19 protein-coding genes are annotated in these 18,180 nt (G+C 67.1%); 9 read left to right on the forward strand and 10 right to left on the reverse strand.

Annotated elements, in window-relative coordinates; genetic code table 11:
• Nucleotides 1-69 precede the first annotated feature (69 nt).
• Nucleotides 70-1,296 carry a M20 metallopeptidase family protein gene (locus C563_RS0104660; protein ID WP_018760874.1) on the reverse strand — a complete coding sequence of 409 codons (1,227 nt, stop codon included), beginning with the start codon at nucleotides 1,294-1,296 and terminating at the stop codon, nucleotides 70-72.
• Between the two features lie 130 nt (nucleotides 1,297-1,426).
• Here C563_RS0104660 and C563_RS0104665 point away from each other — a divergent pair, with 130 nt between their 5' ends.
• Nucleotides 1,427-2,455 (forward strand): Lrp/AsnC family transcriptional regulator, encoded by a 1,029-nt coding sequence (locus tag C563_RS0104665; RefSeq protein ID WP_018760875.1) that lies wholly within the window; start codon nucleotides 1,427-1,429, stop codon nucleotides 2,453-2,455.
• 12 nt (nucleotides 2,456-2,467) lie between these two features.
• Here C563_RS0104665 and C563_RS20865 read toward each other — a convergent pair whose 3' ends face one another.
• Nucleotides 2,468-3,496: a hypothetical protein gene (locus C563_RS20865; protein ID WP_018760876.1), complete on the reverse strand. Its 1,029-nt coding sequence runs from the start codon at nucleotides 3,494-3,496 to the stop codon at nucleotides 2,468-2,470.
• A 238-nt stretch (nucleotides 3,497-3,734) separates the two neighbouring features.
• Here C563_RS20865 and C563_RS20870 point away from each other — a divergent pair, with 238 nt between their 5' ends.
• From C563_RS20870 to C563_RS0104700, 6 genes are all read left to right on the forward strand, one after another.
• On the forward strand, nucleotides 3,735-5,204 hold the full coding sequence (locus C563_RS20870; RefSeq protein ID WP_018760877.1) for a C4-dicarboxylate transporter DctA: 1,470 nt from the start codon (nucleotides 3,735-3,737) through the stop codon (nucleotides 5,202-5,204).
• Between the two features lie 109 nt (nucleotides 5,205-5,313).
• On the forward strand, nucleotides 5,314-5,613 hold the full coding sequence (locus C563_RS0104680; protein ID WP_018760878.1) for a putative quinol monooxygenase: 300 nt from the start codon (nucleotides 5,314-5,316) through the stop codon (nucleotides 5,611-5,613).
• A gap of 113 nt (nucleotides 5,614-5,726) precedes the next feature.
• Entirely contained in the window at nucleotides 5,727-6,602 is an 876-nt protein-coding gene (locus C563_RS0104685) for a Rieske 2Fe-2S domain-containing protein (RefSeq protein WP_018760879.1), read from the forward strand.
• 170 nt (nucleotides 6,603-6,772) lie between these two features.
• Complete coding sequence (locus tag C563_RS20875) at nucleotides 6,773-7,600, forward strand: MBL fold metallo-hydrolase (RefSeq protein ID WP_018760880.1); 828 nt, start codon at nucleotides 6,773-6,775, stop codon at nucleotides 7,598-7,600.
• 114 nt (nucleotides 7,601-7,714) lie between these two features.
• Nucleotides 7,715-8,092: a low affinity iron permease family protein gene (locus C563_RS0104695; RefSeq protein WP_018760881.1), complete on the forward strand. Its 378-nt coding sequence runs from the start codon at nucleotides 7,715-7,717 to the stop codon at nucleotides 8,090-8,092.
• Nucleotides 8,093-8,188: 96 nt separating this feature from the next.
• Complete coding sequence (locus C563_RS0104700) at nucleotides 8,189-8,536, forward strand: hypothetical protein (protein WP_018760882.1); 348 nt, start codon at nucleotides 8,189-8,191, stop codon at nucleotides 8,534-8,536.
• 91 nt (nucleotides 8,537-8,627) lie between these two features.
• Here C563_RS0104700 and C563_RS0104705 read toward each other — a convergent pair whose 3' ends face one another.
• From C563_RS0104705 to C563_RS0104720, 4 genes are read right to left on the reverse strand one after another with little or no spacing between them, the layout of a single operon-like run.
• Entirely contained in the window at nucleotides 8,628-9,827 is a 1,200-nt protein-coding gene (locus tag C563_RS0104705) for an N-acetylglucosamine-6-phosphate deacetylase (protein ID WP_018760883.1), read from the reverse strand.
• A complete protein-coding gene (locus C563_RS0104710) occupies nucleotides 9,817-10,626 on the reverse strand; it encodes a copper homeostasis protein CutC (protein WP_018760884.1) in 810 nt (269 codons plus the stop codon). Before C563_RS0104710 ends, C563_RS0104705 begins: the two co-directional genes overlap by 11 nt.
• On the reverse strand, nucleotides 10,611-11,390 hold the full coding sequence (nagB, locus tag C563_RS0104715) for a glucosamine-6-phosphate deaminase (protein ID WP_018760885.1): 780 nt from the start codon (nucleotides 11,388-11,390) through the stop codon (nucleotides 10,611-10,613). The genes C563_RS0104710 and nagB overlap by 16 nt, the downstream gene beginning before the upstream one ends.
• Nucleotides 11,391-11,433: 43 nt before the next feature.
• Nucleotides 11,434-12,684, reverse strand: a complete 1,251-nt coding sequence (locus C563_RS0104720; RefSeq protein ID WP_018760886.1) for a PTS transporter subunit EIIC — start codon at nucleotides 12,682-12,684, stop codon at nucleotides 11,434-11,436.
• A gap of 231 nt (nucleotides 12,685-12,915) precedes the next feature.
• Between C563_RS0104720 and C563_RS0104725 the strand changes: the two genes are divergently transcribed.
• Nucleotides 12,916-13,146, forward strand: a complete 231-nt coding sequence (locus C563_RS0104725; RefSeq protein ID WP_018760887.1) for a glucose PTS transporter subunit EIIB — start codon at nucleotides 12,916-12,918, stop codon at nucleotides 13,144-13,146.
• Nucleotides 13,146-13,604, forward strand: coding sequence for a PTS sugar transporter subunit IIA (locus C563_RS0104730; RefSeq protein ID WP_018760888.1), 459 nt, complete (start codon nucleotides 13,146-13,148; stop codon nucleotides 13,602-13,604). The genes C563_RS0104725 and C563_RS0104730 overlap by 1 nt, the downstream gene beginning before the upstream one ends.
• A gap of 6 nt (nucleotides 13,605-13,610) precedes the next feature.
• Here the strand turns inward: C563_RS0104730 and C563_RS0104735 are convergent, their stop codons facing one another.
• From C563_RS0104735 to C563_RS0104750, 4 genes are all read right to left on the reverse strand, one after another.
• Entirely contained in the window at nucleotides 13,611-14,363 is a 753-nt protein-coding gene (locus tag C563_RS0104735; protein ID WP_018760889.1) for a GntR family transcriptional regulator, read from the reverse strand.
• Nucleotides 14,364-14,557: 194 nt separating this feature from the next.
• Complete coding sequence (locus C563_RS0104740) at nucleotides 14,558-16,045, reverse strand: C4-dicarboxylate transporter DctA (RefSeq protein WP_018760890.1); 1,488 nt, start codon at nucleotides 16,043-16,045, stop codon at nucleotides 14,558-14,560.
• A gap of 108 nt (nucleotides 16,046-16,153) precedes the next feature.
• Entirely contained in the window at nucleotides 16,154-16,738 is a 585-nt protein-coding gene (locus C563_RS0104745; RefSeq protein ID WP_018760891.1) for a dTMP kinase, read from the reverse strand.
• 116 nt (nucleotides 16,739-16,854) lie between these two features.
• Entirely contained in the window at nucleotides 16,855-18,108 is a 1,254-nt protein-coding gene (locus tag C563_RS0104750; RefSeq protein ID WP_018760892.1) for an SLC13 family permease, read from the reverse strand.
• Nucleotides 18,109-18,180: the final 72 nt, after the last annotated feature.

An 18,180-nucleotide genomic window follows, 5' to 3' on the forward strand; every position in this document is an offset into this window, starting at 1 on the left:
CTGCGACGGACATGGTGTTCTTCCTGGTCGGTTGGGTTCGGGGGAGGCAGGTTGCGCTGGTGTCGGAGCCTAGGAGGCCGGGGCGAGGGCACCCAGCCGCGACATGGCGAGTTCCGCGTACAGCGCGGCCCCGTCAGCCAGCACGCCGTCGTCGAACGTTGCGTACGGTGAGTGGTTGAACGGTGAGGTGGCCGGATCGCCGCCGGGGGCCACGGCGCTGAGGCCCACGAAGGTGCCGGGCACCTCGGCCAGCACCCTGGAGAAGTCCTCGGAGCCGCTGAGCGGGGTTGCCCAGCGTGAGAGCCGGCGCTCGCCGAACAGTTCGGTGATCACCCTCTCGGCCGTGCGTGTTTCGTCCTCGCTGGTGATGGTGAGGGGGTATTCCTGCAGGTAGTCGACGGCCACCTCCACCCCGTGCGCTGCCGCGATCCCCTTCAGCAGGCGCGGGACCGCGTCCATCATCTTGTGGCGTGATGCGTCGGAAAAGGTCCGGATGGTGGCCTCGATGCGGGCCGATTCGGGGATGACGTTCCGTTTGGTGCCGGCATGCAGCACGCCCACTGACAGGACCACGGGATCGAACATGTTGAACTGCCGGGTGACCATCACCTGCAGGGCGGTCACCATCTCGGCGGCAACGGTGACCGGGTCCTTGGCCGAATGCGGCGCAGAACCGTGGCCGCCGGCTCCGAGGACCGTGACTTCCAGCCCGTCCGAGGCGCTGAGCATGACGCCGGGCTTGGTGCAAAAGGTGCCGTGCGGCTCCAGTGCGGAGAACACGTGCATTCCGTAGGCTGCCTGGACGCGGGTTCCGGTGGCGTCCAGGACGCCTTCGCGGATCATGTAGCTTGCGCCGTCGAACCCTTCCTCGCCCGGCTGGAACATGAGGACGACGTCGCCGCCGAGCAGGTGCTTCTTGTCGGCCAGGAGCGTTGCGGCTCCCACGAGCATGGAAGTGTGCAGGTCGTGGCCGCAGGCGTGCATGGCCCCGTCCGCCTGCGACGTAAAGTCGACGCCGGTCTTCTCCTGCACGGGCAGTCCGTCCATGTCGGCGCGCAGCAGGACTGCGGGGCGGGGGCCAACGGACTCCCCTCCGGGGTGCCCGCCGCGCAGGACTGCGGTGACCGACGTCGTGTCCTTGCCCAGCGTGATCTCAAGGGGGAGTCCGTCCAGTGCCTGGAGCACCTTCTCCTGGGTGCGGGGGAGTTGGAGTCCGATTTCCGGTTGGCGGTGAAGGTCGTGGCGCAGGCGGATGAGCTCTTCCTGCAGGTCCGTGGCGTCGGCGGTGGTGGGCACGTGGCACTCCTTGGCAATTGGCATTCGGGCTTGTGGACTATTCTGGAGTGGCGTGGTTCACACTCAGCGAAACCGCTGGAATTATGCTCGAAGCCACGCTTTGGAACAGGATTCACGCAAAGGAAGAGCTGTGTCGGAAGAGCTGAGCGAAGACGATCTTGCCCTGATCCAGGTCCTGCAGGCCTCCCCGCGGCTGGGCTGGGCGGATGCTGCCAAGGTCCTCGGCGTACACCCCACCACGTTGGCCGCCCGCTGGGAGCGGCTGACGTCGAGCGGCGCATCGTGGGTTACTGCCCACCTTGCCGGGGATCCGAAGCAGATGCTCCTGGCCTACGTTGCGGTGGACTGCGAGATGACCCGGCGCGAAAGCGTCACAGCCCAGCTGGCAGCCGTCCCGGAGATCGTCACCGTGGAAGAGGCGGCCAGCAACCGGGACCTGATGCTGACCGTCATCACCCGCTCGCTGGAGGAATTCAGCGCCAAGATCGTCTCCAGGCTCAAGGCCATCGAGGGCCTGACCAAGTACCAGGTGGCCCTTTGCACGCGGCTGCACAGCAGCGGGGACGACTGGAGGCTGAACGTCCTGAGCCGGTCTCAGCTGGCTGCACTCCGGGCGCTCGGTACCCAGCCCATGTCCGAACCGGGTCCGGCCGCGGGCCGGCTGCCGGAGAGCCACCTCGACCTCCTGCCGTTTTTGGCCAGGGACGGCCGCGCCACCGCCGCGGACATTGCCCGCGCGCTGGGCCGCCACCCGGCCACGACGCAGCGCCAGCTGAACCGGGTGCTGGCCAGCGGCATCCTGTCCTTCCGCTGCGAAATCGCCCAGCGCTATTCGTCGTTCCCGGTGACGTGCCAATGGTTTGTCAACGTCCCGGCCGGCGGCCACGATGCGGCGGCGGCGGAAATCCGGACCATCAGCAACGTCAGGCTGAGTGCCTCAACCACAGGACCCACCAACTTCGTGATCATCATGTGGCTGCACTCGCTCGCCGACATCATGTCGGCCGAGCTGGCGCTGCAGCAGAAGGTGCCCGGCATCGAGATCGTCGAAAGCGCGGTGATGCTGCGGACGGTCAAGCGGGTTGGTTGGATGCTGCGGGAAGATACGACGGCGACCGGTGCCGTGGTGCATGAAGCGAGCCTGGGCGCTGCAGAGTGAGGGCGCGGTGCGCTACGCCGTGCGGCCGCCGCCGGCCTCGCTGCTTGCCTGCCGCACGTTCTTCCTGTCCCGGATGCTGAGGAGCACTGCTCCGGCAGTCCCGATGCCCAGGGCCACGAGGATACTGGGCCCGGCTCCGCCCGCCGGCCCGAGGGTAGCCGCCAGGATCTGGCGCGACAGCATGGCCATCTCCTGGAAGTCGCCAAGGTAGACGCGGGTCCCGAGGACGTAGTTCACGCTGGTGAAGAGCGCTGGGACAAGCCAGAGCAGGGCTGCGTCGGCTGCCCACACCAGGAGCCGGACGAGCGGCCTGAATCCACACCACGCCAAGGCCACGCCAACCAGGACCGCCGGAAGCCAGCGCCACGCCATGCTGATCGGGGCGGGGACGGCGTCCGCGCCCGCCATGAAGGTGGTGGCGGCGGCCAGCCAGGAGGCGAAGGGCACGGCCATGAAGCCGACGCCCAGCGCGGCCACGGCGCGGGATCTTGCGGCGAGCATCAGCAGCGCCAAGACGCCGGCAGCTATGGCTGCGATGGTGCCCCCCAGCAGGCCGGCGAAGTACAGGGCTGAGCTGGATCCGGGCGCCAATCCACTGTTGAGTGCGCTGAATGACTGGATGGTGGCACCTGTATGGACCAGCAGCACGCCGGACAGGGCGCCGGCCGTAGTGAGGCCGCGGCGGCCCGGTTTCCACACGCGGAGGGCCAAGCCCGCGGCCGCGGCGCCAACGGTCAAGAGCGCCACAATGGTTGTACCCCGGTATTGGCTCAGCGGCAGGAACGTGAGGGGCATGTCCGCCGGAAGGGCGTCGCTGGCCCACAGATTCTGCAGCGGGAGCCGGGCTCCCGTAGCCAGCCACGGAGCGAGTCCCACGAGTGCGGCAGCGATGCCGAGCAGGACGGCGATGCCGGTTTCCGCGGCCGGAGTCCGGCCTGCGGGCGTGCGGTCGGTCCGGCCGCGGCGCCGGGAGGCTGGGTCCGTGACGGATGTTCCGGTGTCCTGCGGCGGGCGGGTCGTGTCCTGCGCGGGGTCTTCCATGGGGTCCCTTTGTTCGCCGACGTTGCTGGTCCGCCGGTGCGGCCTTGGCTGGTTGGACTATAGCCGCAGCAATAATACAGCGTGTGGAATAAATACTTTAATATTTCCGCATTACGGATTTATCTTTCCGGAAACATGGGTTACCTACGTTTGGGATGACCCTGCGGCGTTCTGGCGCCGCCATCCGAAGCAGGCGCCGCTCCCGTATGGCGTCCTTCCCAACGAACAGGCACACAGCATGAAGATCACCGCCTCCACCACGCCGCTGCCGCCGGCCCAGGATGCACTCAGGAAGCCGTTGTACAGGTCCCTTTTCATCCAGATCCTCGTGGCGGTGGTGGCGGGCATCCTCATCGGCCACTTCTGGCCGGACCTCGGCGCAGGACTCCGCCCGCTCGGCGACGGCTTCATCCAGCTGATCAAGATGATCATTGCGCCGCTCATCTTCCTGGTGATCGTCACCGGCATCGCTGCGGTCAGCGACGTCAAGGCCGTGGGCCGGGTGGGTGTCAAAGCCTTGGCGTACTTCACTGGCGCCACGCTGTTCGCCTTGGTCTTCGGGCTCGTGGTCGCCAACCTGGTGCAGCCGGGCGCCGGCCTCAACATCGATCCCGCCACGCTGTCCCAGGACGCACTCAACGCCAAAACCTCCACCGCCCCGCCCAAGGATGCCGGCGCCTTCCTGCTCGGCATCATCCCCACCAGCGTCGTTGGCGCCTTTGCCGGCAACAACCTCCTCCAGGTCCTCTGTTTCTCCGTCTTCTTCGGCGCGGCGATCGTCGTCGTCGGCCGTGAACGCTGCCTGCCAGTGATCACCCTGATGGAAACCGTGCTGGAACTGTTCTTCAAGATCATGGGCTGGGTGATGCGTGCCGCGCCCGTGGGAGCGTTTGGCGCCATGGCCTTCATCATCGGCCAGTACGGCCTCGATTCCCTCGGGACCTACGCGGTGCTGATCGCCGCCTGCTACGGCGCCGCAGCAGTGTTCATCGGGCTCCTCTTCGTGGTGGCATGGGCCTACCCCAGGGTGCCGCTGTGGCAGTTCCTCAAGTACACCCGGGAGGAATTCCTGCTGGCCCTGGGCACGGCATCCACCGAGTCCGTCCTGCCGCGGATCATGACCAAACTGACCAACGCGGGCTGCTCCCGCGCCACTACGGGCCTAGTGGTTCCCACCGGCTACTCGTTCAACCTGGACGGAGCAGCCATCTACCTCTCCATCTCCCTGCTCTTCCTGGCCCAGGCCTTTGGCTACAACCTTGACCTGGGCCAGCAGCTCGCGGCCCTGGGCATCCTGATGCTGACGTCCAAGGGCATGGCCGGAGTTCCCGGATCTGCCTTCCTTGCCTTGTCCGCAACCGCTGGTGCGCTGGGCATCTTCCCGGTAGCCGGCGTCGCGCTCCTCCTCGGCGCCGACCGACTCATGGATTCCATGCGTGTTGTGGTGAACCTGCTGGGCAACTGCGTGGCTACGTTTGTGGTGGCCAAATGGGAAGGACAGTTCGATCGCGAGGCCATGCTCCGGGCGTTCGCCGGCGGGGACGCTGCGACGGAATCCGTCGGTGGAGGCACGACGACGGCAGCCGAGGGACAGCCGGACGTTGCCGCGGTGCCGCAGGGGGAGGCAGCGGGACCCGGCGCCGAGTTCACGCACCCGGGCGCAGTGACTGCACAGCCGGCAAGCGCTGCGTCGGCGGCAGTCCGGTAGGCACGCGCGTCCCGGCCGCCTGTCCTGCCTTCCGCGCCCACCATGTTGCCCCCGCCCGGCGGTCCGTCCCCCTGAGACTGTTGTCCGGCCCGTGTTGCACACTGTCCCTATGACTTTTGCCAATGTGGGAATGCTCGGAACCAAGCCCGGCCAGCGCGATGCCCTGGTGGCCATCCTGCTCCGGCCCAAGCCCGGGATGAGGGAGGCCGGCTGCCTGCTGTACGAGGTGGGGGTGAATGACGAGGTTCCGGACACGGTTTTCGTCTCCGAACTCTGGGAATCCGCCGAGGCGCACCAGGCATCACTGCAGTTGGACAGCACGCGCGCAGCCATCGCTGAGGCCATGCCGTTGCTGTCCGGGGAAATGGCCGGCCACCGGTTCACGGTGTTGGGCTCGCCGCTGGAGTAGGCCGGTGCGCGCCACTCGTTGAAACGCCCGGATTCCGGAGCGGGAATTTTGTTCCGGGATCCGGGTACCGTTCCAGCCTGAGTGGACTACGGTAATCGGGGTAAGGAGGACACATGAAACCGCTGCCCGCGCTTGAACTTGTCACCCGCCTCGAGGACGCCGACTGGCTTGATCCCCTGGCCAAGAGTGTCCGGAAAGCCGTAAAGAAGGTCATCCCGGCCCGTTGGGCCCGCGATGTCCTGCACGGCGTCCCTGTCGGCCACCCGGTCCATCCCCTCGCCGTCCAGGTGCCTATTGGCGCTTGGCTTTCGGCCGGCGTGCTTGATGCAGTTCCGGGAGGCGAGAAGGCCGCCAGGCTCCTGATTGGAGTCGGCGCGGCCAGCGTGGTTCCGTCCGCCCTGGCCGGGTTCACCGACTGGTCGCAGCTGCACCCGCAGCAGCAACGGGTGGGGCTGGTGCACGCAGCGGCCAACGTCACGGCCACCGGGCTTTACCTTGCCTCGCTGGTGCAGAGGGCAAGGGGCAGCCAAGGCAGCGGCAAGGTGCTGGCGTACCTGGGGCTGGCCACGGTGAGCGCCGGCGGCTTCCTGGGCGGCCACCTCACGTACCGGCAAGCCGCCGGGGTGAACCACAGCGAGGAAATCCCGCACCGGTTCCCGTCCGGCTGGCAGCCCTTGGCGCCGTTGGTTGACCTGCCCGAAGGCGGCCTCCACAAGCGCGACGTGGCCGGGATCCCCCTGCTGGTCCACCGCGAGGGTGGCACCGTCAACGTCCTGTCCGACGTTTGCAGCCACCTTTCCGGACCGCTTCATGAAGGCAAGGTCAAGGACGACGGCGGGGACCCGTGCGTCGTCTGCCCTTGGCACCGGAGTACCTTTTCGCTGCGGACCGGCGAGGTCAAGGCCGGGCCTGCCACCGCCCGCCAGCCGGTCTTCGAAACGCGCACCAATGGCGGCCTCGTGGAGGTGTGCCTGCCCGGGGCTGACTGAGCGGGGAGCCCCGGCCTGCGCGCCAAGGCCGTTCGGCCCTACTGCGCGGTACGGAACGACGAAAGAATTGGCCCATGGCGGGTGCCGGCGGAGTGGAACCATGAGTCAACGCCGCAGCGTCAACATGGAGCTGCGTTCGGTGATACGCCACGCGGGGGTGCGACTGGACGATGCGTGTTTCTGAACCCCGGGAGATCGCTTCCGGCCTCCTGCTCCTGACCTCCGGCAGCGGGCCACTGGCTTCGAACTTCTACCTTGTCCGGACCGGGCCGGCCTGGGTGCTGGTGGACTGCGGTTGGGGAAGCGGCGCGGAACCAGCACGCATCGCCGTTGAGCGCGTCCTCGGGCCGGGGGCGAAACCTGACGCGATCTTCCTGACCCACATCCACCCGGACCATTCCGGCGCCGCGGGCGCGTTGGCCCGCGCGTGGAAGGTGCCGGTGTACGCCCACCAGGCCGAGTTGCCCATGGCTGCCGGAAGATATGTCCCCGCGCGGTCCATGCCGCTGGACCGGTGGATTACAGCCCCGCTGATGTGGTCGCTGCCGGCCCGTGCGCGTCGCAGGATTGAGGCCGCGGGTGACATTTCGGACCTCGTGCGGCCCCTTCCCCGCAGCGGTGAGGTGCCGGGCATGCCCGGATGGGTGGCGGTGCCCACGCCGGGCCATACCGCCGGGCACGTTGCCTACTGGCGCGCAGGCGACGGCGTCCTCATCACCGGCGACGCAATCGTCACGGTGAACCTGAACTCCCTCGGCGGGATTCTGCTGGGATTGCCCGACCTGTCCGGGCCGCCCTGGTACACCACGTGGAACATGGACGTGGCCAAGGCCTCGGTCACGCGGCTTGCCGGACTGGGGCCCCGCCTGCTGGCGCCCGGGCACGGGCAGCCGCTGACTTTCGGGATCGCTCCCCGGTTGCGTGCACTGGCCGCGAAGGAGCCAAGGCAGCGGACCGCATTTCGGCGGCGCGCCGCGGGAGCACCCGGGGCTGTCTAATGTGCGGCGATCGAAGCGTCGCCGCTTTGCGGCCGCGGTTCCTCCGGGGCTGGTCAGGCCTAAAGTTCTCAGTCAGCACAGGAACCACAACAAAATACTCAAACGGAGGCCATCATGACGAGCGATAAGAACCGGCCTGACGTCTTTACGCGTTTTACCACCAGGACGGCCAAGATACTCGGACACGCCTGGGTATTCGTCCTCGCCGTGGCTGTACTCATTGTGTGGGCCTTGACCGGTCCGCTGCTGGGGTTTTCAGACACCTGGCAGCTGGTCATCAATACCAGTACGACCATTGTGACGTTCCTGATGGTCTTCATCATCCAGAACACCCAAAACAGGGACACCGCCGCCCTGCATGTGAAGCTCGATGCGCTGATGCTCGAACTCAAGATCAGCAACGCGAAGCTGTACGAGGCCGAAGAGGAAGGCGAAAAAGAAATTGAGCGGCAGCGCCGACGGATCGAGGAAGCAGCCGAAGACGGCGGATAGCAGGGTACCTGTCGTAGGTGCTGGACGATCCGGCGGCGGCTGCATAGCCTGAAATTGACCGCACCAACGGAACTGCGACAGGGCGGAGGTCCCCTCATGACCATCAAGCTGAACGACGCCGGACTTCGTCAGGCCCGGAAGCTGATCAAGGACTCCAGAATCACGCGCGATGCCCGCGACGACTGGAGCGAACATGCCCCGGACACGGAGCAGGAAAATGCGTACATAGACAAGCACGGCTACACCGAATACGGCACCTGGCACCTGGGCGAAGACAGCGACAAAACCCCCGAAACGAAGGGCCGGTACAGCTTTCCCTTCGGGGATTTCCGCCGGCTGCACAGGTGCGCCGTGCTGGCCATCGAAAGCCGGGCCGCCCAAAACAACTACGACGACATCGCCAAGGCGGCAAAGTCGCTGCTTGAGGAACTCGACAAGGACTAGTCGGCCCGGCCAGATCTGCCATGAACGCAGGTGATGAGCCCGGGACCATGCTGGACCGGGCCCAAACACCCGCGGAGCCTGCCCCGATTGCTCAGCTGGGTGCGCTGGCCCATTGGCCCCTGCGCAGCACTGCCGCCAGGCTCAGGTCGTGGTCAAGGACCACGACGTCGGCCTGCATCCCGGCGCGCAGGTCACCGGCCTGCGCCGAGAGACCCAACAATGATGCGGGGACGGCGGAGGCGGAGGTGACGGCATCCCGCAAGGGAACGCCGGCAGCCACGCAGGAGCGGATGACATCCAGCAACGTGCTGGTACCCCCGGCAATGGCACCCGTGGCGTCAACCCGGGCTACGCCGCCGGCAACCGTCACGGCGAGGGAGCCCAGCATGTACTGCCCATCCTCCAGGCCGGTGGCGGCCATCGAGTCGGTCACCAGCGTGATGTTCTCCGGGCCCACGAGGTCAAACACCAACTTCACGGTTTCCGGGGCAAGGTGAACGCCATCGGCAATCAGCTCCACCACGGCCTGCCCGGCCTTGGCCGCACTGAGGCTCGCCGATACCGGCCCGGGCGAGCGGTGGTGCAGTGGCGGCATGGCATTGAACAGGTGGGTCACCGTTGGCCGGTTCCTCCCGGTCGCGTTGCCGGCCGAATCCAAAGCCTCCGCCGCGCGTGCCAGGAAGGCTGCCGCCGTCGCATGGTCCGCGGCGGTGTGGCCCAGGGACGGAATGATCCCTTGGGCCGCAAGCCGGACCGCAAGTTCGGAGGCACCCGGCAGCTCTGCCGCGAGGGTCATCGATACCAGGGATTTCCCCGCCGTGGCCAGCATGCGGGCCACCAAATCCGGATCGGGTTCCAGGAGCAGGCCGGGATCGTGCGCACCGCACTGGTGGCCCGAGAGGAACGGACCTTCCAGGTGCGAGCCGGCAACCAGCTCCTGGCCCGCCAGCTCCCTTAGCATTCCAAGGTTCCGCACCAGGTCCCCGGGCTTTCCGGTGACCAGGCTTGCCACCAGCGTGGTGGTTCCACGGCTGTGCAGGTAGTGCGCCGCCCGCGCCGCGCCATCGGGATCGCCCTCCGAGAAATCCGAACCATAGGCGCCGTGGCAGTGCACGTCCACGAGGCCCGGCATCAAGACCCGGCCGGCGGGTGCCTCGGGCGGAAGAACCCCGGGGAAGCCCCGCGCCGGCCCGGCGAAGGTGACCAGGCCGCCGTCGGCCGCCACCACTCCATCCGCAACATCCAGCGAGGCGGTGACTATGCGGCCGCGAAGAACAACGTCATCGCCCATGGTTCAAGGTCCTTTGTTCGGTGGAATCATCGATGGAAACAGCAGCGGCAATATGTGCTGCCAGTGCGGGGTCCGCGGCGCCGGACCGGTCTCCGCCGCCCGCAGCGCCGCCGTGCCGGGGCCGCGCCGAGGTGTGCACGGCATGGACCCCCGCTTCAAGGAGTGACGGTACCAGCGCCAGGGTGACGCCCCCGCCGGCCATAATCTGGACCGATGGCGCACTGTGGCGTCCCTGCTGCACAAGCCGGCCCAGCATTTCCAACCCCGCGGCGCAGTCGGGACCGCCCCCACTGGTGAGGACGCGGTCAACTCCGGCGTGCTCCAGTAAGGAGAGCACCTCGGCCGGGTCGGCACCAGCTGCCAGGGCTGCGTCGAACGCGCGGTGGAACGTGATTTCGGCTTCCGGTTTCACGGCCCGCGCAGCAGCCACGATGCGGCGGATCGCCGGGATGTCCGGGCTGCCGTCCGGGGACAGGACACCAACCACCACACCCGCGGCTCCGGCGGCCAAAGCCGCGGTGGCATCGTGCTCGATGACATCGAGCTCTTCCGGCGAATAGCTGAAGTCGCCGGGCCGCGGACGCACCAGGACATGGACGGGAAGTCCCAGGCCGCAGGCCTGCCCGATGGTGCCGATGCTCGGCGTGATGCCCTCTGTTTCCGCCAGGGCGGCGCACAGTTCAACGCGGGCAGCGCCCACGGCAGCGGCCAGCCGGACGCCGCCGGCATTCTCCACCGCCAACTCCAACTGCACGGTCCCGGCCCTGGGCACCCGCCTGGAGCTCAGAGTCCCTGCCATGCCGGCTTCCGGCCGAAGGTGTCCTGGTAGTACTCGCGGTGGGCGAGCCGTGAGGCAGCCGCCTCGTCCACGAGCACCGACACGTGCGGGTGCAGCTGGAGGGCCGACGCCGGGCAGACCGCCGCGACGGGACCTTCAACGGCGGCCGCCACGGCCTCTGCCTTGGCCTCGCCCATGGCCAGCAGCAGCAGGTGCCGGGCCTCCCGGATGGTGCCCAGGCCCTGGGTCAGCACATGGTCCGGGACGTCCTCCGGTGCAGCAAAGAAGCGCGCGTTGTCCTGGCGGGTCTGCCGGGTGAGCGTCTTGATCCGGGTGCGGGAGGCGAGCGAGGACATGGGCTCATTGAAGCCCACATGGCCGTCCGTCCCAATGCCCAGGATCTGGATGTCCACCCCGCCGGCGGCGGAGATCCGGGCTTCGTACGCGGCGGCCTCCGCCTGCGGATCCCGGGCCATGCCGTCCAACCCGTGGACCGCGCCGGCGCCGAAGTCCACGCTTGCCGTGAATTCGTCCCGGATGACCGAGTGGTAGGACTGGGGATGCCCGGCAGGCAGGCCCACGTACTCGTCCAGCAGGAAGGCCTGGGCCGAGGCGAAGCTCAGCCCGCCATTCCGGTGCCGGTCGATCAGTTCGCGGTAGGTACCCAGGGGTGTGGAGCCCGTGGCCAGTCCCAGGACGGACGGGCCGCGGCGGACCTGTTCCTCGATGGCATCCGCGGCCGTGCGGGCGACGTCGTCAGGGGTGGGCAGAATGATGATTTCCATGCGGTGTGTTGCTTTCGGCTGGAGGGTGCAGTTGGTGGGCGGTCTACTTTGCGGCTTCGGTTTCCACCGTCACTTCGTCGTCCTCACGGCCCGGCGTGCGAAGGTTCCAGCGCTTGATGACGAACGAGAAGAGGAAGTAGTAGATGGCCGCGTAGCCCAGGCCGATCGGGATCAGCATCCACGCGTTCTGTGCTTTGCCGAAGTTGAGGACGAAGTCGATCAGGCCGGCTGAGAACGTGAAGCCGTCGTGGATGCCCAGTGCGTTCACCAGGGCCATGGAGGTTCCGGTGAGGGCGGCGTGGACGACGTAGAGCGGGAACGCGACGAACATGAACGAGTACTCAAGGGGCTCGGTGATGCCGGTGAAGAACGCCGTGAGTGCGGTGGAGAGCATGATGCCGCCCACGATCTTCTTCTGCGACGGCTTGGCGTGGCGCCAGATGGCAAGGGCTGCGGCGGGCAGGCCGAACATCATGATGGGGAAGAAGCCGGTCATGAAGGTGCCGGCGGTGGGGTCGCCGGCGAAGAAGCGGTTGAGGTCGCCGCGGACCAGGTGGCCGGATGCGTCCGTGTAATCGCCGATGAGGAACCACACGCCCGAGTTCAGGATGTGGTGGAGCCCTGCAGGGATGAGCATGCGGTTGGCGAAGCCGTAGATTCCGCCGCCGAGTACCGCGTTGCCCGCCACAGCCTGTCCCACTGCGGAGAGGCCTGCGTTGAAGAGCGGGTACAGCAGGGCCAGGACGACGCCGGCCACCAGGCTGGTGACGGACGTCAGGATGGGGACCAGGCGGCGGCCGCTGAAAAAGCCAAGGAAGTCGGGCAGCTTGGTGCGGTAGAACCGCTGCCACAGGCCGGCGGACAACAGGCCCACCACGATTCCGGCGAGGACGCCGTAGTTGATCATGGCCGGCTTCCCCGCGGGGTCCAGTTGGCCGTCCAGGACCAGGGGAGACATCGCCTTGAAGACGCCGTCGATCACCATGTAGCCCACCACCGCCGCAAGTGCGGTGGAGCCGTCTGCCTTCTTGGCCCAGCCGACGGCGATGCCCACCGCAAAGATGAGGGGCAGCCAGGTGAAGACGGCGTTGCCTGCGGCGGAGATGACGGACGCCCCGCCTTCGAAGCCGGGGATGGCGCCGAGCAGGTCGGCCTGGCCGATGCGCAGCAGGATGCCGGCGGCGGGAAGGACGGCGATGGGGAGCATCAGGCAGCGGCCCAGCCGCTGAAGGGTGGCGAAGGCCCGATTTGGCTTCTTCTCTGGGGCCAGGGCGGTGGTCTCGGATGTTGGCATGGTTGCACCTCTGCGGGGTTCGGGTGGGGGCTTGTGAAGAATGGGTTCCAGCCGGTACTGTCTGGTTATGACCAGTTCAGTGTGATTCATCCCACGGTCCGGTGTCAAGGAAGGAAAATCCCTCCAGGACGGGCCGCCCGTGGCGAAAGAAGCCAGCATTGGTCGTACCGGGGCCGCCGGCCCAGGTGGAGGAAGATGTGCTCCGTGCGGGCACCGTCAGAAAGGGCAGCCATGTCCAAAGCAGAAAAAATCATCGAAGGCCTGGGCGGAGCCGGCAACATCGTGGAAGTGGAAGCGTGCATCACGCGGCTGCGCACCGAGGTGAAGGACTCCTCACTGGTCAATGAGGCCTCGCTCAAGGCTGCGGGAGCCCATGGCGTCCTGGCCGCCGGCACCGCCGTGCAGGTCATTGTGGGCCCGGAGGCGGACACACTGGCCGAAGACATCGAGGACCTCCTCTAGTGGCGCAGTCCTTGCCGGTCTATGCCCCCATCGGCGGGTCGGTCATTCCGCTGGCCGACGTGCCGGACCCCGTATTCGCAGGCCAGATGGTGGGTTCCGGCGCAGCCGTGGAGCCGCCCGCCGGGGTGGCGTTCGACGTCGTGTCCCCAGTCGCAGGGAAAGTGGTCAAGATGCTGCCGCACGCGTTCGTGGTGGTCGAGTCGTCAGGCCGTGGCGTCCTGACGCACGTCGGCATCGACACCGTCAAGCTCAAGGGCGAAGGCTTTAAGGTGCTTGTGGCGCAAGGCGACGTGGTCGGGGCCGGAGAGCCGGTCATGCATGTGGATCCCACTGCAGCCCTGGCTGCGGGCTACTCAATGGTGAGCCCCGTCGTCGTCCTGGATACCAAGCCGGACACTGCCACCTTGGTGGAGGCCGGGACCGTCAGTGCCGGCGAGCTGCTGTTTACGCTCGGCTGAACCGACTCACAAGCGGACCTCCATGCTGAGGGAATAGCGGTCCGAGCGGTACCAGGAGCGCGAATGCTCGATGGCCAGCGCGCCCGAATAGGACACGCGGTCAAACGCCAGCACCGGCGCTCCGGTGCCAGTCCCCAGGAGTGCCCCGATGTCGGCCGGGGCGCCCTCGGACCGGACGCTTTGGCGCGCCCGGTCGATCTGGTGGCCGAACTGCGCGGCCAGGGCCTTGTAGACGGAGCCGGTGAGGTCGATGCCCAGCAGTCCCGGCGCATGCTGGGGGTTGTACCAGGCGTCGTCCACGCTCACGGGCCGGCCGTCCGCAAGGCGGAGCCGCTTCAGGTGGAACGCCTCCGCGCCCGGGGCGAGGCTGAGTGCGGCGGCCGTGTCCTCGGGGGCCGGGACCTGTTCGGCCACCAGGACCACCGTGCTGGGGACGTGGCCCATCGCCTCCATCTCCTGCGTGAACGAAGCCAGGTGCAGCGTGGACTGGACCGGGGAGTCCGCCACGAACGTCCCCTTCGCCGGAACCCGCACCAAGTGCCCTTCGTTGACCAGGCGGCCGATCGCGGCGCGCACGGTGATGCGGCTGACGCCGTAGGAATCCATGAGGGTCCGCTCGCTGGGAAGCCGGGCGCCGGGCTCCAGCTCCTCCTTGGCAAGTTTGAGGATGATGAGCCGGAGCTGCTCATGCTTGGGGACCTGGGTGTTATTGATGGGCGCGGTGGCCGCCTGCGCCGTGTTGCCGGGTGTGGCGGACATCCAGCCCCTCCTTCGTCTGGAGCGGTCCGGTTAGGACCACTTCCTCGGATTATTCCACACGGAGCCGTCAAGGGGGCGGCGTGCCGGCGGCGGGGGGCCGGACGCCTGGCCGGCAGTGCCAGGAAAGAGGGGAAGGCCAGGACGTCGCTGTCCTGGCCTTCCCCTTTTTTGCCTTTACCTGCCGGGCAGGATGCCTACTGTGCCTTGCTGCCGAACCCTACGCGGGCACTCCCGTCCGCCGGGAGTTCGGGGATGACGTCGCGGGTTGGCGCGCCGCGGAACTTCGGCGAAGGCTCCTGGCCTTCGGTCAGGCGCTGCAGCTCCTGGCCTTCGAAATCCTCTTCCTTGCCGAGCAGGATCGCGGAGTCGTGGTTGGTGATTTCACCTTTGAAGGCCCGCACCATGACGCTGTGGTCGAACTGCCCCTCCCACTTGGACACCACGAACGTTGCCACGCAGTTGCCCAGCAGGTTCACCACCACGCGCATCGAGTCCATGAGCCGGTCGGCGCCGAGGAGGAGCGCGACGCCGGCTACCGGGAAGATGCCCAGTGCGGCGGCCGTGGCCGACAGGGCCAGGAACGACGACCCCGGGACCCCTGCCATGCCCTTGGATGTCAGCAGCAGTACGCCCAGGGCCGCCAGCTGCTGGCCCAGGTCAAGGTGGTGGCCGAAGGCCTGGGCAAGGAACAGCAGGGAGATCGACAGGTAGATCGCCGCGCCGTCCAGGTTGAAGGAGTAGCCGGTGGGAACCACCAGGCCCGTGGTGGCGCGGGAGCAGCCCGCGTTGGTCAGTTTGGTCATGATCCGGGGCATCACCGCTTCGGTGGACGCTGTGCCCAGGGCCAGCAGGAATTCTTCCCGGGTGTATTTGAGGAAATGCCAGAGCGGCACCCGGGCAAAGCCCCAGGCCACGACGAACAGCAGGCCAATGAACACCAGCGCAGCGCCGTAGCAGGCGGCAATCAGGACCGCATACGTGCTCAGCGTGTCCAGCCCGTATTGGCCGATGATGAAGGCCATGGCACCGAACGCGCCGAGGGGAGCCACTTTCATGATCCAGGCCATGATCTTGAAGATCAGTTCCAGGATCGTTTCCATGACGTTGACCACCGGCATGCACCGCTCGCGGCCGATCACGACGATTGCTGCCCCGAAGAAGACGGAGAAGAAGAGGACCTGGAGGAGGCTGTTGCTGGCGAAGGCGCCGATGACGCTGGCGGGAATGATGTCCAGGATGAACGACGCCGCATCCTTGGGTGCCGCGGAACCGGTCTTCGCGTCCAGGTCCGCCTGGGAGAGGGTGGACGGGTCGATGTTCAGCCCGGCGCCCGGCTGGACGATGTTGCCCACGATCAGGCCGAAGACAAGGGCGAACAGCGTGGCCCCGGTGAAGTAGAGCAGGGCCTTGACGCCAACCCGGCCGACCGCTTTGACGTCGCCAACGGCCGATATTCCGGTGACGATCACCAGGAAGATCAGCGGCGCGATGATCATCTTGATGAGTTTGATGAAGCCATCTCCAAGCGGCCTCAGTTGGGATCCGAGGTCCGGCCAGAAATGCCCGATGAGCACACCTGCCACGACGGCGATCAGAATCTGGAAGAAGAGCGACTTATACAGCGGCTTCCTCTTCGCGGGCACCGAACTCGCCTTCAGTGCCTCAGGGTTAGGGATCTTCATTGACCTTTGCCTATCAATTGGGAACAGCCCGTTTTCGGGGCTCGTTTCCAACGTAATCCCGGTCACACTATTCCGCAAGAGGAAAACCAAATTCCACAATACGGAAGTCTAATCCGGCTTTGTGACTGCAGGCAGCGCCAGGCGCGAGGCCAGGTCGGCTGCCAGCTCATGGGCCGGGACCGAGGCGTCCAGCTTCACGAACCCCGCGTACTCCGGCAGTTCCCGGTATCCCGACTGGAATGCGGCGAGGTCATCAAGGGTCTCGGAATCCGTGCCTCGTGCAACGATGCGGCGGTATGCTTCGGCGGGTTCGATGTCCAGGTGGAAGATGGCGTCCGGTTCCGGGAGGCGGGCGAGCAACCATGGAAGCAACCGGCCCCGTGGCAGTCCATTGGCGGTTCGCAGCGCCAGCTGGCAGTAGAGGTGCCGGTCCATGACAACCAAGCCGTCGTAGCGGCTGGCGCGCAGGTGTGAAACCAGCACGTTGCCCACCCTGAGGACGGTCTCGACGGCGTCGGACAACCTGGCGGGCAAGCCAACTCCCAACCTGGCGGCCAGCAGGGACATGACACGCCGGCCCGCATGGTTGTTGACCAACCGGGCCCGGCCTCCCCGGGCCCGGACACCGGCGACCAGGGCACGGGCCGCCGTCGACTTCCCCGATCCGTCGATGCCTGTCAGCACAATGATCATCCGGCCTCCTCCGATGCCCCGTTTAACGCCGCGCCTGGGCGCAACGTCCCGGGTGAGGCGCAATTCACAGGGTGGGGAACGGCCGGGGCCCGGGCAGGCCGCCCGGAGTCAGCCGCCTACATGACCCCGGTAGGTACCAGCAGTGCCCACGCCAGCGCCGGAGCCACCAGGACCACGCCGCCCGCATAGAACATCAGCTGCTTGTAGACCCGCGGGCGGTCGTTGTCGCGGGCGTTGGCCACCACCAGGGCGCCGTCGGTGGAGAAGGGGGAGACATCGACGACGGTGGCGGCGACGGCCAGCGCGGCAATGGTCCCGGAAGGGCTGAGCGAGCTCGTGGCCAGCAGCGGGCCGGCCAGCGGGATGAAGGCGGTCAACAGGGCGGTGGAGGAGGCGAAAGCGGAGCCGACGCCAATCACGTAGCACAGGATGAGGGCGATCAGCAGCGGCGCACCGAGTGCCAGGGCCTCCCCGGCGAGAGTGTCGATCATGCCTACATGCTGCAGCAGGGACACATAGGTGATCATGCCGGCCACCATCAGGACGGTGGACCAGGAGATCCCGCCGATGAACGACCGGTGTTCCCTGACGTTAATGAAGGCCAGCAGGAGGCCCGCGGAGAGCGCAACGAAGCCGATGGGCATGTGGAAGCCGAGGGTACAGACGAGCATGCCGGCAATCAGTGCCAGCGTCAGCACCTGCTGGCCATGCGGGCGGCCGGTAGCGGTGTCGATGTCCTGGCCCCGGACGCCCGCGCCGTCGCGCAGCCTGCCCAGCAGGGCGAACAAGGCGATGGTCAGCACCGAGAGGAGCAGGTTCAGCGCGAAGCTGGCCAGGAACAGGCCCGCCTGGGAGATCGGGAAGCCGTTCCGGAGGGCAATGTCGTGGACCAGGACGCCGGCCACGGACAGCGGTGAGAACCCGCCTGCGTGGGCGCCGTTAACGATGAAGGCGCCCATGACCACCGGGTGGATGCGGGATTCATAGGCGAATCCGATGGCGGCCGGTGCCAGCAGCGCAATCGCGGCGGGGGAGAACGTGCCCAGGGAAGTGAGGGAGGCCGCGATCAGGAAGAACACCCATGGGAGCAGCAGCATCTTGCCGCGGACCATGCGCACGCAGCCCTTGACGATGAGGTCGATCGTTCCGTTCCGCTGGGCCATGCTGAAGAAATACGTGACGCCAATGATGGTCAGGACGATCGTGGCCGGGAAGGCCTCAAGGATCTGCCTGTCCGACATGCCCAGCATGAAGTACCCGACGCCGAAGGACGCCACGAGTCCCATCACGCCGATGTTCAGCGGCCACTTGGTGGCGGCAACAAACATCACCACGAGTATCACCAGCGGGATGATCTGGACTGCAGTCATGCTCGGCTCCGGGTTCTGGGTGGGCGGCTGGCCATGCCGGCCATCGTCCACAGCAGGATACGACGCCGGGCG

Source organism: Arthrobacter sp. 135MFCol5.1, from assembly GCF_000374865.1.
In the GTDB taxonomy this organism is placed as follows: domain Bacteria; phylum Actinomycetota; class Actinomycetes; order Actinomycetales; family Micrococcaceae; genus Arthrobacter.

Excerpts from the sequence above, each read along its gene's own strand:
- C563_RS20865 (WP_018760876.1), bottom strand. The coding sequence starts at position 3,496 with ATGGAAGACCCCGCGCAGGACACGACCCGCCCGCCGCAGGACACCGGA.
- C563_RS20870 (WP_018760877.1), top strand. The coding sequence starts at position 3,735 with ATGAAGATCACCGCCTCCACCACGCCGCTGCCGCCGGCCCAGGATGCA.
- C563_RS0104680 (WP_018760878.1), top strand. The coding sequence starts at position 5,314 with ATGACTTTTGCCAATGTGGGAATGCTCGGAACCAAGCCCGGCCAGCGC.
- C563_RS0104685 (WP_018760879.1), top strand. The coding sequence starts at position 5,727 with ATGAAACCGCTGCCCGCGCTTGAACTTGTCACCCGCCTCGAGGACGCC.
- C563_RS20875 (WP_018760880.1), top strand. The coding sequence starts at position 6,773 with ATGCGTGTTTCTGAACCCCGGGAGATCGCTTCCGGCCTCCTGCTCCTG.
- C563_RS0104695 (WP_018760881.1), top strand. The coding sequence starts at position 7,715 with ATGACGAGCGATAAGAACCGGCCTGACGTCTTTACGCGTTTTACCACC.
- C563_RS0104700 (WP_018760882.1), top strand. The coding sequence starts at position 8,189 with ATGACCATCAAGCTGAACGACGCCGGACTTCGTCAGGCCCGGAAGCTG.
- C563_RS0104705 (WP_018760883.1), bottom strand. The coding sequence starts at position 9,827 with ATGGGCGATGACGTTGTTCTTCGCGGCCGCATAGTCACCGCCTCGCTG.
- C563_RS0104710 (WP_018760884.1), bottom strand. The coding sequence starts at position 10,626 with ATGGCAGGGACTCTGAGCTCCAGGCGGGTGCCCAGGGCCGGGACCGTG.
- nagB (WP_018760885.1), bottom strand. The coding sequence starts at position 11,390 with ATGGAAATCATCATTCTGCCCACCCCTGACGACGTCGCCCGCACGGCC.
- C563_RS0104720 (WP_018760886.1), bottom strand. The coding sequence starts at position 12,684 with ATGCCAACATCCGAGACCACCGCCCTGGCCCCAGAGAAGAAGCCAAAT.
- C563_RS0104725 (WP_018760887.1), top strand. The coding sequence starts at position 12,916 with ATGTCCAAAGCAGAAAAAATCATCGAAGGCCTGGGCGGAGCCGGCAAC.
- C563_RS0104735 (WP_018760889.1), bottom strand. The coding sequence starts at position 14,363 with ATGTCCGCCACACCCGGCAACACGGCGCAGGCGGCCACCGCGCCCATC.
- C563_RS0104740 (WP_018760890.1), bottom strand. The coding sequence starts at position 16,045 with ATGAAGATCCCTAACCCTGAGGCACTGAAGGCGAGTTCGGTGCCCGCG.
- C563_RS0104745 (WP_018760891.1), bottom strand. The coding sequence starts at position 16,738 with ATGATCATTGTGCTGACAGGCATCGACGGATCGGGGAAGTCGACGGCG.
- C563_RS0104750 (WP_018760892.1), bottom strand. The coding sequence starts at position 18,108 with ATGACTGCAGTCCAGATCATCCCGCTGGTGATACTCGTGGTGATGTTT.